15 protein-coding genes and 1 pseudogene are annotated in these 15467 nt (G+C 34.1%); 14 read left to right on the top strand and 2 right to left on the bottom strand.

Annotated features, from left to right (window positions below):
• The first annotated feature begins 26 nt into the window (after positions 1-26).
• The 11 genes from BN3326_RS08645 (at position 27) to BN3326_RS08595 (ending at position 11141) form a co-directional block, all read left to right on the top strand.
• Entirely contained in the window at positions 27-1190 is a 1164-nt protein-coding gene (locus tag BN3326_RS08645; RefSeq protein WP_069998794.1) for a S41 family peptidase, read from the top strand.
• 431 nt (positions 1191-1621) lie between these two features.
• Entirely contained in the window at positions 1622-1891 is a 270-nt protein-coding gene (locus BN3326_RS22225) for a hypothetical protein (RefSeq protein WP_207646329.1), read from the top strand.
• 82 nt (positions 1892-1973) lie between these two features.
• Positions 1974-4109: an NAD(P)/FAD-dependent oxidoreductase gene (locus BN3326_RS08635; RefSeq protein ID WP_069998792.1), complete on the top strand. Its 2136-nt coding sequence runs from the start codon at positions 1974-1976 to the stop codon at positions 4107-4109.
• Complete coding sequence (locus tag BN3326_RS08630; protein WP_069998791.1) at positions 4102-5082, top strand: polyprenyl synthetase family protein; 981 nt, start codon at positions 4102-4104, stop codon at positions 5080-5082. The genes BN3326_RS08635 and BN3326_RS08630 overlap by 8 nt, the downstream gene beginning before the upstream one ends.
• Positions 5083-5102: 20 nt before the next feature.
• The gene (locus BN3326_RS08625; RefSeq protein WP_069998790.1) at positions 5103-6005 is read left to right on the top strand and encodes a UbiA family prenyltransferase; all 903 of its coding nucleotides are present in this window, start codon (positions 5103-5105) and stop codon (positions 6003-6005) included.
• A gap of 14 nt (positions 6006-6019) precedes the next feature.
• Positions 6020-6412 carry a NusG domain II-containing protein gene (locus tag BN3326_RS08620; RefSeq protein ID WP_069998789.1) on the top strand — a complete coding sequence of 131 codons (393 nt, stop codon included), beginning with the start codon at positions 6020-6022 and terminating at the stop codon, positions 6410-6412.
• A gap of 11 nt (positions 6413-6423) precedes the next feature.
• Positions 6424-6969, top strand: coding sequence for a Gx transporter family protein (locus BN3326_RS08615; RefSeq protein ID WP_069998788.1), 546 nt, complete (start codon positions 6424-6426; stop codon positions 6967-6969).
• Between the two features lie 26 nt (positions 6970-6995).
• Positions 6996-8078, top strand: coding sequence for a hypothetical protein (locus BN3326_RS08610; protein ID WP_069998787.1), 1083 nt, complete (start codon positions 6996-6998; stop codon positions 8076-8078).
• A gap of 58 nt (positions 8079-8136) precedes the next feature.
• Complete coding sequence (locus BN3326_RS08605; RefSeq protein ID WP_069998786.1) at positions 8137-9183, top strand: FAD:protein FMN transferase; 1047 nt, start codon at positions 8137-8139, stop codon at positions 9181-9183.
• Positions 9184-9782: 599 nt separating this feature from the next.
• Positions 9783-10763, top strand: coding sequence for a DMT family transporter (locus BN3326_RS08600; RefSeq protein WP_069998785.1), 981 nt, complete (start codon positions 9783-9785; stop codon positions 10761-10763).
• Between the two features lie 78 nt (positions 10764-10841).
• Positions 10842-11141, top strand: coding sequence for a sodium ion-translocating decarboxylase subunit beta (locus tag BN3326_RS08595; RefSeq protein ID WP_069998784.1), 300 nt, complete (start codon positions 10842-10844; stop codon positions 11139-11141).
• Between the two features lie 100 nt (positions 11142-11241).
• Here BN3326_RS08595 and BN3326_RS08590 read toward each other — a convergent pair whose 3' ends face one another.
• Positions 11242-12042 (bottom strand): rhomboid family intramembrane serine protease, encoded by an 801-nt coding sequence (locus BN3326_RS08590; RefSeq protein ID WP_069998783.1) that lies wholly within the window; start codon positions 12040-12042, stop codon positions 11242-11244.
• Positions 12043-12131: 89 nt separating this feature from the next.
• On the opposite strand from BN3326_RS08590, the gene BN3326_RS08585 reads away from it, so the two are divergent.
• Complete coding sequence (locus BN3326_RS08585; protein ID WP_069998782.1) at positions 12132-12836, top strand: hypothetical protein; 705 nt, start codon at positions 12132-12134, stop codon at positions 12834-12836.
• A 145-nt stretch (positions 12837-12981) separates the two neighbouring features.
• Positions 12982-13992, top strand: a complete 1011-nt coding sequence (locus BN3326_RS08580) for an ATP-grasp domain-containing protein (protein ID WP_069998781.1) — start codon at positions 12982-12984, stop codon at positions 13990-13992.
• Positions 13993-14020: 28 nt separating this feature from the next.
• Here BN3326_RS08580 and BN3326_RS08575 read toward each other — a convergent pair whose 3' ends face one another.
• Positions 14021-15079, bottom strand: coding sequence for an AP2/ERF family transcription factor (locus BN3326_RS08575; protein ID WP_069998780.1), 1059 nt, complete (start codon positions 15077-15079; stop codon positions 14021-14023).
• A 165-nt stretch (positions 15080-15244) separates the two neighbouring features.
• Here BN3326_RS08575 and BN3326_RS08570 point away from each other — a divergent pair.
• Positions 15245-15467 (top strand): annotated as a pseudogene (locus BN3326_RS08570) (transketolase); the annotation flags it as partial.

Genomic DNA, 15467 nt, shown 5'->3' with positions numbered 1-15467 from the left:
ACTTTATGTTAAGGAGGGTGGCATTGATGAAAAAAAATGGCTTTTTTCGAGGTGCTGCTATAGGTTTTTTATTATCAATAGTAGTATTAATAACCAGTACAGCATTTGTAGATAAGTACTATTATGTAGATAAAAAATTATTAGCAATAGAAGCAGTAATTAATAATTATTTTGTAGGGGATATGGATCAGGCAAAAATGCAGGAAGGAATCTATAAAGGATTTGTAGCAGGGGTGGGTGATGTATATACTAATTATTATACCCCAGAGGAGTATCAAAGTTTCAAGGAAAAGTCAAGTGGCGTTTATGCTGGTATAGGGGTTCAGATGACTATTGATCCATCTGATAATACGATACTCATTACAGAAGTATTTGAAGGATCTCCAGCCCAAAAAGCAGGGATAATAGCAAAGGATAAGATTATTAAAGCTGGTGGTAAAACGATTACAGGAGATGATTTTGAACTTGTTCCCAAAATTGTAAAAGGTGCTCCGGATACGCAGATTAATCTTACGATCTATAGATCATCAGAAGATAAAATATATGATTTTGAAATTACAAGACAAAATGTAACTTATCCATCTGTAGTCTACAGAATGCTAGAAGATGATCTTGCCTACATTAAAATCAGCCAATTTGAGGAAACAACTTATGATCAGTTTAAAAAAGCACTTACTGAGATAGAAAACAAAAAAGCAAAAGGTATTGTGCTGGACTTAAGAAATAATCCAGGAGGGTTGCTTCACATTACAGAAAAAATAGCAGATGAATTGCTTCCTAAAGTACTTATTGTTTCAACAAGGGATAAAAACGGAACGGTAGATGAAGCCTATGCGGATGAGAATTATACAAACATTCCTATTGTAGTTGTAGTTAATGGAGATAGTGCAAGCGCATCAGAAGTTTTATCAGGGGCATTAAAGGACCATAATCGTGCGAAGCTTGTGGGGGAGACAACATTTGGAAAAGGTGTAGTACAAAGCATAGTACCTCTTAGTGATGGGTCAGCTCTAAAGCTTACCACTGCAAAATATTTTACACCTAGCGGCATTTGCATACAGGGCATTGGTATAGAACCAGACTATAAAGTATCTTTACCAATAGAATCTATGACGAGAGGCAGATTAGAAGATCAGCAAGATACCCAGCTTCAAAAAGCTATAGAAGTGATACAAAAAGATATCAAATAGCATAAGGGGGTATTCTAATTAATCCTAATAGGAATCAATTATTAGTAGGAATTGTTCTAGGCTTTGTTTTTAGTTTATTTATCATAATCTATGACTTAACAATACCTTTTACATTAAATATACTATTTATAATACCTATAAGTTTCTTATGTTCACTTGTTGATAAAAGGTTTACCTGTTTATCTTATGGTATTCCTATACTTTATCTTTTTTATAAGCTCTTTATTTACTTAGGATTAGATAAGGGGTGGTTGGCACTGCCTTATGTAAATTTTGTTATTTTAATAGGCATACTGCATATAACAGAGGGCTTGATGACACTACTGTATCGTCATCAAGACCATAAGAAGATTATTATATACAAAAGAAATACTTTAGTGGGAGGATACCATACTTTTAAAAAGTGGTTTATCCCCCTATTTTTATTTGAGGTGAAAGGACTCTATATCCCTATATTAGCTATATTAGTGTATGCAGACGATACGTTTGTGATGACGCCAAGTAAGAAAACGGGAATTATAGGATGTTGTATTTTGTTTTATGGCTTAGTCATAAGTTTATTAGGATATCTCAGTATAAAATCATGTTTTCCAGTTGAACTGGCAATAATATGTATGCCTATTCTGCATGAGATCATGCGAGAAATTAATGAAAATATAGAAAATCAAAGGGATAGAGAAAATTTCAAAAGGAAATTGTAAGATAAGTTAGAATTCCAAGTTAATTGACTAACCAGGTCGGCTTTGATATAATAATTAAGTAAAAAAGCATAAGGGGGAAGCAATGGAAAAGAAAATTGTTATTATTGGCGCTGGTTATGCCGGCATTTTAACAGCTAAAAAGTTGGCAAGAAAACTTAAAAAACATAAAGAAATTAGTATTACTATTATTGATAAAAATCCATTTCATACTATGCTTACCGAGCTTCATGAGGTAGCAGCAAATCGTGTAGATGAGGATAGCATAAAAATAAGCTTAAAGAAGATTTTTGCTGGCAGAAAAGTTGATGTTAAACTGGATACTGTAAATACAATTGATTTTGATAACAAATTAGTTGTTGGAAAAAGTGAACGTTATGAATATGACTATCTTGTTCTTGCAGCTGGTTCAAAACCAACCTTTTTTGGAGTAGAAGGAGCAGACGAATTTGCGTTTAAGCTTTGGTCTTATGAAGACGCAGTCGTTCTTAGAGACCATATTCATAATTCATTTAGAAAAGCAGTTTGTGAAACGAACCTTGAAGAAAAGAAAAGACTATTAACTTTTCATATAATAGGAGCAGGATTTACTGGGGTTGAAATGGTAGGTGAACTTGCTGAATATGTGCCAATCCTTTGCGAGAAATATGAAATTGAAAGAGAACTTGTAACTATTTGCAATGTAGATATACTAAGCCGCACAGTACCTATATTACCAGAAAAGCTTTCTGCTAAAGTGGAGAGACGTCTTCAGAAAATGGGTGTTACATTAATGCTCAATAGAAGTGTGTCTGCTATAGGCAGTGACTTTATTGAAATGAAGTCTGATGATAAGGTTGAACGCCAAAATACAGGAACTGTTATTTGGGCAGCTGGTATTGAAAGTGCTGATATTACATGTGAAGCAGCGAAGACTTTAGAATCTGCACAAAGAGGGCGTATAAAGCTTGATGCTTATCTGCGTTCAGTTGATAATAAAGATGTTTTTGTCGTTGGAGATAATATGTTGTATACACCAGAAGGGGAAAAAGAACCTGTTCCTCAAATGGTTGAAAACTGCGAACATAGTGCGGCCACTGCTGCGAAAAACATTGTTTGTGAATTAACAGGCAAGGGGGAAATGTCCAAATATAAACCTTCTTTTCATGGTGTAATGGTTTGTGTAGGAGGACGATATGGAGTTGCTAGAGTGGGGCTCCCAAATTTTATGTTTAATTTGCCTTCATTTCTTGCAATGTTTTCAAAACACTTTATTAACATTGTCTATTTTATTCAGGTACTGGGCTGGAATAAAGTATTTAGTTATGTAAAACACGAATTCTTTACCATAAGAAATTGCAGAAGTTTTGTAGGCGGTCATTTTTCAAACAGAACACCTAGCTTTTTATTAGTTCCTCTTAGAGTGTGGCTCGGTGCCATTTGGCTTTTTGAAGGAATTAAAAAAGTAAACGAGGGGTGGATGGATGCACCTAAATTAACAGGTTTCTTTGGTGGTGCGAATGCATGGTACAATAGTATTTTAGGTGTAGCAACTGATGGTGCAAGTGCAGCAACAGGTGCCGAAGCCACAGTGCCAGCTGTATCAGATGCAGTTAGTGCAGCAACAGGTGTGGCAGAGGCGGTAACCGCGGCGACTGGTACTGTAGTAGAAGCCGTGACAGCAGCAACAGGTGTCGTAGCAGAAGCAGTAACAGCAGCGACAGGAGCCACAGATGCAGTAACAGCAGCAACAGGTGTAGCCGAAGCAGCTGCGGGTGCTGCGAGTACAGTAGGAACAGCGATCTTTAATTGGGATTTCTTAGGTTTATTCCAAGCTATTTTTGTAAGTGGTAAAGATCTAATCCATTCTAGTATTAATGATTTTGCGTTTAAATTAGATGTGCCACTTATGAACTGGTTTGTAGATACATTTATTCTTCCTTATGATTCAGTTCAGCTTTTTATGCAGATATTCATTGTAGTAGCAGAAATTTTGATTGGGCTTGCATTAATTGGAGGACTGTTTACGACACCAGCAGCTGCATTCTCACTCATACTTCAAATTATGTTTGTATGTACAACCGGTTTATATTTAGGGACATTTTGGATGGTATTTGCAGGTATTGCAGTTTTAATTGGTGCTGGAAGAACGCTTGGACTTGATTATTACGTTATGCCATATCTTAAAAAACAATGGAAGAAACTACCTATTGTAAGAAAGTTGTATATATACAATGATTAATAAGAGTTTAAGAACAAACGACAACATTAATTTTATAACGTTTGATGATGCTACTATACTTGTTAAAGAACAAATTGATACAGTATTAGGTACGTCACCTTCAGTGATTCGTAAATATATGGAACACTTAAAGGCATCAAGAGGCAAATATATTCGTGCAGTATCTTTGCTTGCTTGTGCTGAAAATGAAGAAGGCTTAATTCATCCAAACGCTGTAAAGTTAGCGGCAGCTATTGAGATTTTACATCTTGCAACACTTGTTCATGACGATGTGATAGATAATGCAGACTTGAGAAGAGGCGTTGTTACACTTCAGAAAAAATATGGCAAAAAGACTGCTGTTATTTGTGGAGATTATCTGCTTTGTGTTGCACTTAAACTGGCATCTTCTGTTACAAACAGAGAAGACTACCTGGATTTGGATCTGCCGGATTATATGGGAAAAGTATGCCTTGGAGAACTGAATCAGCATAGTAATAACGGTAATTTAGATTTATCTATTTATGAATATTTTAAAATTATAGCTGGTAAAACTGCTGCGCTTTTTGAAGCTTCATTTTATGCAGGGGCTATCGTATGTGAAAGCGATAGTCAGAACACAAAAAAATATAAGCTTCTAGGACGCTATATTGGTATGATTTTTCAGCTTACTGATGATTGTATAGATTTTGAAACATCTAAGAGTATCGCTAAAAAGCCTGTTCAGTCTGATTTTGAACAAGGCGTCATAACACTGCCACTTATTCATGCATTTATGCAAAAGCTAGATTTTAAAGAAAAAGCGAGGCAAGGTCAGGTTGCAAGAGATGATATCAATGATATTGTTGCGCATACAGGCGGACTTATATTTACTCGTAAGGTATCAAAAAAATACTATGATAAGTCCATAAAAATTATTAATGAACTTAATATTACAGAAGAAAAACGCATAAAACTCATAGCAATCTTAGATAAAGCTTCTCATGTATTGTAAAGATAAGATGGGGGGATAATGTGATTAAGAGATTTTTAAACTATGTTGAGATTAGGACTAAGATAACTAGTTTATTTACTTTTCTAATGACTATAGCCTTTCTTTTATATAGGAGAGAAGCCATAGATTGGAGATTAACAGGGATATTTTTTGCAGGAATGTTTTTATTTGATCTAGCAACTACTGCAATTAATAACTATATTGACACGAAGACTAATCACCAGACACTACAGTTTAAAAGAAGTATTGCGCTGATTATTATACTTATACTACTTGGAATGAGTACTATTCTTGGATTATATCTTGCATATCTTACAGATATTGTTATCCTTTTGCTCGGTGGTCTGTGTTTTTTGTGTGGCATCTTTTATACCTATGGACCTGTTCCTATATCCAGACAACCTTTAGGTGAGATTTTATCGGGCGTTTTTTATGGTTTGCTGATACCATTTATTTTAATGTATATCAACATGCCAGAAGGTGCACTTCTTTCTGTAAATTTAAGTTTTGAAACAATCAGCATATCTTTGAATGTAGTACCAATAGTTACAGTTATTTTATTTTCTATTATTCCAACGTGTGTTACTGCAAATATCATGTTGGCAAATAATATCTGCGACTTAGAAAAAGATATTCAGGTTAAAAGGCATACTTTGCCCTACTATTTAGGTCGTAGGGCACTGGATTTGTTTGCAGGTCTTTATTATTTAACCTACATTGCCATAATAGTTATGGTAATACTTAGAATATTATCTCCAATATGTTTGATCGCGTTATTGACATTTTTTATTGTAAAAAAGAATATCAATGAATTTTTGAGCGTTCAGGACAAAGAAACAACGTTTATTTTAGCTATTAAAAATTATATTATTATTATGGGAACAAATACTTTGATGATTTTTATAAGTTTATTGTTTTCATAAGATGTGAGGGCAAAATGGAGTTCGTAAAAAAATCAGATATGTGGATTATTTTAATCATTATAATTATTAGTATAGCGGCTTGGTTTATTTACCGCATTACATTTTCTGAGCAATCCGCTAAAGCCGAGATTTATTACTATTCAGAGCTTGCTGAAACTATTGACTTAGGAGCTGGAATAGAAAAGACTTTTTCAATTCCACAAAATAACCATGTTATTTTTCATCTTTATGAAGATGGAAATATACGTTTTGAAGAATCAGATTGCCCTGATAAAATTTGTATCCAATCAGGAAAACTCAATATGATTGGACAAAATGCAGCCTGCATACCAAATGGAATCATTTTGAAAATTGTTCCTGCAAAAAATTATAGTGAAGATGATCTTGATATTGTAGTCGGAAAATAGAAAGGCTTATGATGAATAAGAAGATAATAAACAATGAAAAAGAAATAGGTTTTAAAAAATCTAAAATAATGGTTTTAACTGCACTTCTTTTTGCTGTGGCAATAGTGCTTTCTATAGTTGAGAACTCGCTGCCACCACTGATAGTTACAGTGCCGGGGGTTAAACTAGGACTTTCTAATATTGCAGTAATGTATGCTTTGTTTTTTCTAGGAAAAAATCAAGCATTAATGATAGCTGTTTTAAAATCATTTTTTGTATTCATCACAAGAGGTTCAATTGCTTCACTTTTAAGTTTTTCGGGAGGTATTTTATCATTAGTAGTTATGATTATTTTAATGATTGTATTTAAAGATAAGATATCTTACTTGATGATTAGTATTTTTGGATCAGTATTTCATAATATAGGACAATTTATTGCGATATCCTTTATATTTACATCTGTATATATATGGGCGTATCTTCCAATACTTCTGATAGCAGGGGTAGTGGCAGGTATTGCGACTGCTACATTACTTAAGTTTATTTTCCCAGCCTTTAAAAAGTTGGGTTTAAAATAAAAAAATAATAAAATGGAGGAATATAAATGAAAAAATCATTAGCTTTATTACTTACTTTATCGCTAGTACCTTTTACCCTTGTTGGATGTGGGGGAAAAAATAATACACCAGCATCAGCCGAAACACCTGTGGTAGAGGCGCCAGCGGAAACACCAGCAGAAACGCCAGCTGAAAATGTTGCTGCAGATGCAGTGAAAACTGGTCTTGCTGTGATTACAACAGCTGGAAAATCTAAAGATGCAGGCGAACAAGATGGTCTTGCACAAGTTGACTCAACAATTATTGCAGTTACTGTTGATAAAGACGGTAGAATTGTAAAATGCGCTATAGACGGTGCTCAAACAAAAATAAACTTCTCTAAAACTGGTGAAGTTACTACTGACTTAAGTACAATATTTGTAGGAAAACAAGAAATGGGTACAGAATACGGCATGGGTAAAGTATCTTCACTTGGTAAAGAGTGGAATGAACAAGCAAATAGCCTTGCTGAGTATGTAATTGGTAAAACTGTAGATGAAATCAAAGCAATTGCAGTAGATGAAACAACAGCGCCAACGGATGCTGAACTTACAGCTTCTGTAACAATTAAAATTGGCGGATATATAGAAGCTATCGAAAAAGCAGTTGCCAATGCACAAGATTTAGGTGCATCATCAAGTGATAAATTAGGATTAGGTGTAGTGACTAATATTGCTAAATCTAAAAATGCTGCTGATGAAGACGGTACTGCACAAGCTTATACAACTTATACAGCTACAACTTTTGATGCTGATGGTAAAATTACAAGTTCTATCATTGATGGCTCTGTAAGTAATGTTAAGTTCTCTAAAGAAGGTAAAGTTACTTCTGATATTAAAGCAGCTTATAAAACTAAGCTTGAACTTGGTGCAGAATATGGTATGGCTAAAGCTTCTGCTTTAGGAAAAGAATGGTTTGAGCAATCAACTGCTTTATCTCAATATTTAATTGGAAAATCATTAGATGAAGTTAAAGGGATTGCAGTTAATGAAAAAGGAGCTCCAGCTGATAGTGAACTTGCAGCTTCTGTAACAGTTTCTATTGGAGATTACATAGCAGTAATTGAAAAAGCAAGTGTATCTGCTAGATAATAATTAAAACATTATAAGAGGCAGCGTTGCTGCCTCTTAAATTTTTGAGGTGAAAAGTATGGTTAGAAAAATAATTGCATTTATTCTTATGGTTATCCTTACAATGAACTTTACAGCTTGTGGAAGTCCAAAAAAGACACGTTATGAGTCTGAATTTCTTGTGCTGTTTAACACCGTATCCAAAATTGTGGCCTATACGGAGAGTAAAGAAGAATTCAGCAAGCATTCAAAGTTTATTTATGATAGTCTCAAAGAGTATCACGAATTATATGATATTTATAATGATTATGAAGGAAAAAATAACATTAAAACTATAAATGACCATGCTGGTGTTAAACCTATAGAAGTTGATAAAAAAATCATTGATTTACTACTTTTTTCGAAAGATCAATATAAAAAGACAGATGGAAAAGTGAATATTGCTTTTGGAGCTGTACTCAAAATATGGCATGACTATCGAACTGAAGGCGTTGAGGATTTTGAGAATGCTAAACTGCCGCCAATAGATAAACTTGAGGCTGCGAAAGTTCATACGGATATTAATAAAGTTATTATTGATGAAGTGGCATCTACAGTTTTTCTGGAAGATCCTGAGATGAGCCTGGATGTTGGTGCTATAGCTAAAGGTTATGCTGTTGAACAGGTTGCTTTATTGGCGATGAAAAATGGATTTGATGCGGGCCTTCTTAGTATTGGCGGAAATGTTCGTGCAATTGGTAATAAAGGAGACCCTTCGAAGCTATGGAACGTTGGGGTACAAAATCCTGAGAAAGAATCTGAAGATCCTCTTCTTAAAATTGTTTATCTAAGTGATTTATCTCTTGTGACAAGTGGTAATTATGAGAGATACTACACGGTTGGGGATAAAAATTATCATCATATTATTGATACAGATACCCTATTTCCATCAGAATATTTAACAGCTGTTACGATTATCTGCCCAGATTCAGGGGTTGCGGATGTGCTTTCTACAGCAGTGTTCAATATGCCATTTGAACAGGGATTAGAGTTCATTGATAGTTTACCTGATACGGAGGCACTATGGATTTTAAATAATGGAGAGATTAAGTATAGTGCTCATTTTAAAGATTTGATAAAGGAATAAGAGGTTGGATCATGCCATTAAAGGAAGGGGAAATACCTTGCTTTAGTGGCTTTTTTAGCGGCTTATGTAAGGGGCACCAGATTGTACGAAAACTACTAGCTATAGCAGTATATTAGCTATTTTTATAATTGAAGTCTTGATATTAGGGCCGCTTGGCAGGCCTGAGATATTTTTTGTCTTTCCCGCCTACCCACTGCCATACCCGAGTCAAGTCAAAAAACATCTCAGGCCTACCTCGCTATGCTTTATTATAGATAAGTTTATGGATAAGAAAGAATTATCTATAAGTAAATAATTAAGTTGAGATATAGGATTTGAAAACCTTAAAATCCTTATAATAATCTTCAGAAAAAGTCAAGTGGTACTAGTTTGGGGCAGTCTGCTACAGCCATACTCGAGTCGAGCTGTAAGGTGCCCCTGCCTGCCGTGCTAGTCTTGATAAACTGTATATTTATCTATTAAAGAATAGGGAGTAAGGTACTTTATTATTTTTGAGATTTGCGTTACAATAGTGGTTAAAATATATAGAAAGTATTTTAACAATATACGTAAGAACTAAATTAAGGTATTTCAACAGGATAACTTATAGAGGAGGAGCTATGAAAGCGATTTTATTAGGTATAATAGCATCATTATTTTTTGCTGTAACCTTTGTATTAAACAGAGCTATGCAGCTTAGCGGAGGGAGCTGGATATGGAGTGCAGCACTAAGATTTCTTTTTATGTTGCCATTTTTGGTCGTTATTGTTGTACTAAGAGGTAATATAAAAGGGTTAATAGTTCATATGAAGGCTTATTTCATGCAATGGCTGGTGTGGAGTATAGTTGGGTTTGGTCTTTTCTATGCGCCCTTATGCTTTGCAGCAGCATATGGGCCTTCGTGGCTGGTTGCTAGCACATGGCAAGTTACAATCATTGCGGGCTCATTATTGGTACCTTTTTTCTATACAGAAATTAATAGTAATGGCCGTGTACAGAAAGTAAGAAATAAAATACCAGTGAGGGGTTTATTGATTTCACTTATTATTTTAATAGGTATTTTACTTATGCAGTTTGGTCATGCTTCTTTTATCAATGGGAAGGATATGCTGCTTGGGATAGTGCCAGTTTTAGTTGCGGCTTTTAGTTATCCTTTAGGGAATAGAAAGATGATGAGCATTTGCAAAGATGAAATAGATACTTATCAAAGAGTTTTGGGGATGACGATAGCCAGTATGCCTTTTTGGATAGTGCTTTCTATTATGGGTCTCATACATGCAGGACCTCCAAGTGGGTCGCAGCTTACACAATCATTAGTAGTTGCGATAAGCTCAGGAGTCATAGCCACTATACTTTTCTTCAAAGCAACTGATTTGGTTAAAAAAGATTCCCACAAGCTCGCAGCAGTAGAAGCCACACAGGCAGGAGAAGTTATTTTTGCACTGATAGGGGAAGTCTTGCTGCTCGGAGGCATTTTTCCAACGGGGTTGTCATTAGTTGGGGTTATTGTTGTGATCGGTGGAATGATTATACATAGTTTGTTTGCTGAAGATAAGAAATTAGGAAAAGATAAAGTTTTTAGTGATGATAAAATAGCGTAAATTTTAAATGCTATAGGATATGTTAATAAGTTTATGGAGATGTAATCAATTATAGAGTTAATGAGAGGGGAAAAATTTATGAAAAAGGAAAAGATACTGCAAGCAGCAGTCTACATAAGCGGCTGGATAACTATAGTATTAAGCGCATATGTGTTGTTTTGGAAGAGGATATTGCCCATGTTATTTTCTTTCTTCTTAAACAATGCTTCATCAGATGCTACAGCGATCGGTATTATAGGGGGGGCGGATGGGCCAACCGCAATTTTTATTACAACTAAGATAGCAGCTGAGTATATTGTAGAAATAGTAACACTATGTTTTTTAGTCATAACTTTGATATTGTTTATGATAAAGTATAAAATTTATGATGAAAGTTGAGATAGCTAACTCCTTTGAAATTCAGAAATAGAGCAAGTAAAGGGAAATCAAAGGGAAATCAAAGGGAAAAGGCGTACCTCATCGCTGAGATACGCCTTTATTAGTTAACGTGTTCATGATCTTTAATATGATCCATGCAGTATTCAAAATTACCATTACATTTAGAGCAGTAACGAAACTCCATATCCGGGTTAGTAACTTCTGTCTTGCCGCATACGTGACATTTATGAAAGGCGACGCGTATGGGCGCGCTAGAGCCTTTTTGAAGCTCACGTTTTTGTTTAGTAAAGTGACGTTGTGTATGGGTTCGGCGTCCCTTTAAAAGAGGTATACCGAAGAACAATAAGTAATTTAGTAATGAAATAATAATAAGTGATTTAGTACCTAAGCTTCCTAAAAAGAACTGATAAAGTAGGAATGCAACATTTAAATAGGCCAAATATTTAACTTTTACCGGAATGAGAAAGTAGATTCTAAACTGTACATTAGGAAATAGCGTTGCATAAGCTAAAAACAAAGATAAATTAATATACAAAGTTGTTCCGTAACTGTTAAATAAAGCAGATGCAAGCATGGTCAAAATAGCACCGGTAAAATAATAAATATTAAACTTAAAAGTACCCCAGGTGTTTTCGAGCTGCATACCAATGGAGTAATACAGAAATGCTGAAAAGATAAACCATAACATATCAAATGTATTAGGAATAAATAAAAAGCTAACAAGACGCCAGATCTCTCCGCGTAAGATGGCACTAAAATCAAATACTAAGAAGTAAAGGATTCTACCGCCTGTTAAATAATAAAATAAAAAAACAAAAGCATTGCCGCATAATATATATAGCATGAGATTATTAATCGCGTATTTTCCATATTTTCGCTGCAGTTTGTCTAAAAAGTTCATAGAGCCTCCTTAAAAATCACACAAATATCATATTTTTGATGTATAATAGGATTATAGCATACTCTATAGTAGAGTCAAAGGGTATTATCATGAAATTAGAAAGGACAGACAGGATGGAGAAATACGGCACACCATTTAAAGAATTATCTTTTAAGAAAAAAACACAGCATATATGGGAATACTATAGATGGTATATTGCATCTGTTATTATTGGAATAATTATACTAGGCAGTTTAGTACTTACTATGTTTAGGCCCCAAAAGGAGTTTGCTGTACATGTAGTAATAGCAGGAAAAGTCATAAGTGATGAGACGCAGCAACAGGATATTGAACGATTTGAAAGTGAGTGGGATACAAACCTTAGTATATCCTCAGTCAATTTTGAAAGTGTGGGACAGCTTGAAATGGTAATGATGCAAAAAATACCGCTGCTTGTTAGAACAGGAGAGTTGGATATTCTTATTGTTTCTAAGAACACCCATATGAATTATTTAAACCAAGGGGCGGTAGACATGTTTTTGCCTCTAGATACAATTGAAGAACTCAAACCATTATTAGAGGATAAAAAAGACAGCCTCATTACATCTGAACATATTGAAGTCAGCACTACAGATGATGACTATCGAGAGAAAATAGAGGCTTTAAAAAATGAGGGGCATATATACGGTATAGAAGTTAATGCATTGCCGGGCATTCCTTCTTTAGAACTGACAGAGGAACTTGTAATAGGCATAACAGGTACGGTAAAAGATCTATCAAAGACAATAGAAGTGATTGAATATTTATTGCGATAAAAAGAGTTATAGAGAAACAACATATAGACTTGAGTTATTTATCACTATAACGTTGTTTATTAGAATGATTTCATATCACATATTATTGTAGATAGCTAAAATTTAAAGATGTGAAAGCTATATTTATATAAGAGGAGACGAAAGAATGAATTTTAATGGTATAAACCAAATAGGAATAGTAGGCGGAGGCAGCGCAGCGTTAATGCTGGCTTTAGAGGCTTCTAAAAAAGGGATTCACACAACTTTATTAGATCCTCAAATTGATTGTGTAGGTGCTCAAGTTGTTACTGAACATATCATAGCGACTATTACCAATGAAAGCATACAGAAATTAAGCCTAAGATCAGATGTAGTGGTATTTAATACAAGTTTACCTTATGTATTAAACACTAAGCTTCATGCATCAACTTATCCAAGCAGGCAGGTCATGAATAGATTAAGTGATAAGAAAGAGTTATTAGATCTTTTGGAGGAATTACAAATCCCTACTATCACAACTTATTATCAAGATAATAAAGCAGATACTTTTGATAAAATTGAGAATCTGACATTTCCTTTTAGATTTATTAAACAGTATGCAGATCGGATAGAGAGTATGGATATTACCAGTGCAGAGGATGCCGCTGATTTTATTCTTGAAGAGGAAAAAGCAGACAGCTTTCTGCTTCAGCCTATTACGCATTATACGAGTATTATTGCCTGTCTGGCTATCGTTGATAGTGATGGTAAAATAACCTTGTATGATCCATTAGAAGAAAAATTCGAAGGAGATACTTTATGCACTATTCAGATCGCAAATGACCTTTCCAAAACGATGCTGCAAAAAATAGGGCGTTATAATAAAAAATTATTAAAAGAAATAGCAGGACAAGGCATCTATACGATTAAGTATGGTTTAAAGCCTAATAAAGGCGTAGAATTTATAGAAATTACTCCAGAAATTTCTATATCAGGCATTCTGACATTAGAAGCGTATGATATGTCTATCTATGAGCAGTATATTCATATGCTGTTAAATATGAAAGTGATAGGTCCGACGCTTATAAATAATGTACATGGTATTATAAAACAAGACCATTCTACAAAATCTATAAATACGCCTTATCATATTTATAATGTTGGGATAACAAGACTATATGTTACTCCAAATGAATAAAGCAAAAAGCTCTTATGTTTCCTTTGAATTAAGGATACATAGGAGCTTTTGTATTAATTTTTTTGATGTGGTGTTTAGCAAGCTTGCTGGCAATCTTTTCACTATCGTGATCATAAATAAGAGGCTGTATGTCGTTAATATATCCACTATTGCCATAAAGATAAAAAGAAGCTAAATTATAAGCTTGAGCAGCTCTTTTTTCTGTAGGATAAATACCTAGATAGACTTGTTTGCCCTTATAACCGATCACAGCTCTAAAACCACTTTTATCTTTACAAATACCACGATATTGTTTTAAAGAAACAATACGTTTTTGTTTTGAAGGTGTTTTAAGACAAGGCGAGATATCTATATTATCATAAATTTGAGTGTACTCAGTTAATGTGAGATAGGGAATAGTATTTTTGACATAGTCTCGTTGTATACCATTTTCTAAAAGAATATCAATGGCTTTGTTATAAGCGATTGCAGCTTCTAGTTGAGAAGTATAGTGCCCAATAATTATATTATGATGTACAAAGATTTTAGCTATATAGATTAATTGATTGTTTTTCTCTCTTCGGGTAACACCTTTATAACTATTAATGATTTCTAGATTTTCTCTTCTAAAATCATAGTCACATCCATTTTTAAAACGATAATCTACACCGTTAACACTGTGGGGAGGGATGCCAAACCTAGATAAGATGCTTTGTTGGGTAATGCTGTCTTGGGTATAGAAATATCTGCCCCGTTTAGAAATTTTATAAGTTGAAAAAAAGAATAAATCCTTCATATCAAAAGTCAGTATAATATCCTGTGACAAATGATAGCAAAAATAGGTATCGTAAATATAAACTGGATTTTTAATATAAACATGATGATCTCTGAAGTTGCATAAAGAGATAAATTTTTTATAATCAATTGAAGTGAATGTATATTGTGTAAGCGGTATAGGCTGTTCCATAATTTGATTTGCTTCTAATAAAGCATTTTCGGCAACTTCTTTTGAGCTATAGAGGCCCAAATAAATTTTTTTAGATCGATAAACAAAATATACTTTATAACGGGTTATATTATTCTTTTGTGAGGGGTATATATATGACATAATATCACCATCCTATTAGTAGCATACAATAAATGATAGAGAAAGTCATTAGATCACTGAGAATATTGTAATAAAATTTATAATATACACCTACTAAAAAAAACAGTATAATAAAAAGGTATGAGTAATTTGGAAAATAAAACCTATATCTAAGGAGGAAATAGAGTGAGTCAAATAGCACAAAAAACGATTAACACGATTCGTGTACTGGCAGCAGAAGCGGTACAAAAAGCCAATTCAGGTCATCCAGGTTTACCACTGGGTTCTGCACCTATGGCCTATACATTATGGGCAGACCATATGAAGCACAACCCTAAAAACCCAACATGGCAAAACAGAGACCGTTTTGTTCTTTCAGCAGGTCACGGTTCTGCACTTATTTATTCCC

Origin of the sequence: Cellulosilyticum sp. I15G10I2 (assembly GCF_900095725.1) — a bacterium.
Taxonomy (GTDB): domain Bacteria; phylum Bacillota; class Clostridia; order Lachnospirales; family Cellulosilyticaceae; genus FMMP01.
This window is presented reverse-complemented; position numbering and strand designations above follow the sequence as displayed.

What these genes read in the sequence shown, in the direction of transcription:
- BN3326_RS08645 (WP_069998794.1), top strand. Translation starts at nt 27, where the DNA reads ATGAAAAAAAATGGCTTTTTTCGAGGTGCTGCTATAGGTTTTTTATTA.
- BN3326_RS08635 (WP_069998792.1), top strand. Translation starts at nt 1,974, where the DNA reads ATGGAAAAGAAAATTGTTATTATTGGCGCTGGTTATGCCGGCATTTTA.
- BN3326_RS08630 (WP_069998791.1), top strand. Translation starts at nt 4,102, where the DNA reads ATGATTAATAAGAGTTTAAGAACAAACGACAACATTAATTTTATAACG.
- BN3326_RS08620 (WP_069998789.1), top strand. Translation starts at nt 6,020, where the DNA reads ATGGAGTTCGTAAAAAAATCAGATATGTGGATTATTTTAATCATTATA.
- BN3326_RS08615 (WP_069998788.1), top strand. Translation starts at nt 6,424, where the DNA reads ATGAATAAGAAGATAATAAACAATGAAAAAGAAATAGGTTTTAAAAAA.
- BN3326_RS08610 (WP_069998787.1), top strand. Translation starts at nt 6,996, where the DNA reads ATGAAAAAATCATTAGCTTTATTACTTACTTTATCGCTAGTACCTTTT.
- BN3326_RS08605 (WP_069998786.1), top strand. Translation starts at nt 8,137, where the DNA reads ATGGTTAGAAAAATAATTGCATTTATTCTTATGGTTATCCTTACAATG.
- BN3326_RS08600 (WP_069998785.1), top strand. Translation starts at nt 9,783, where the DNA reads ATGAAAGCGATTTTATTAGGTATAATAGCATCATTATTTTTTGCTGTA.
- BN3326_RS08595 (WP_069998784.1), top strand. Translation starts at nt 10,842, where the DNA reads ATGAAAAAGGAAAAGATACTGCAAGCAGCAGTCTACATAAGCGGCTGG.
- BN3326_RS08590 (WP_069998783.1), bottom strand. Translation starts at nt 12,042, where the DNA reads ATGAACTTTTTAGACAAACTGCAGCGAAAATATGGAAAATACGCGATT.
- BN3326_RS08585 (WP_069998782.1), top strand. Translation starts at nt 12,132, where the DNA reads ATGAAATTAGAAAGGACAGACAGGATGGAGAAATACGGCACACCATTT.
- BN3326_RS08580 (WP_069998781.1), top strand. Translation starts at nt 12,982, where the DNA reads ATGAATTTTAATGGTATAAACCAAATAGGAATAGTAGGCGGAGGCAGC.
- BN3326_RS08575 (WP_069998780.1), bottom strand. Translation starts at nt 15,079, where the DNA reads ATGTCATATATATACCCCTCACAAAAGAATAATATAACCCGTTATAAA.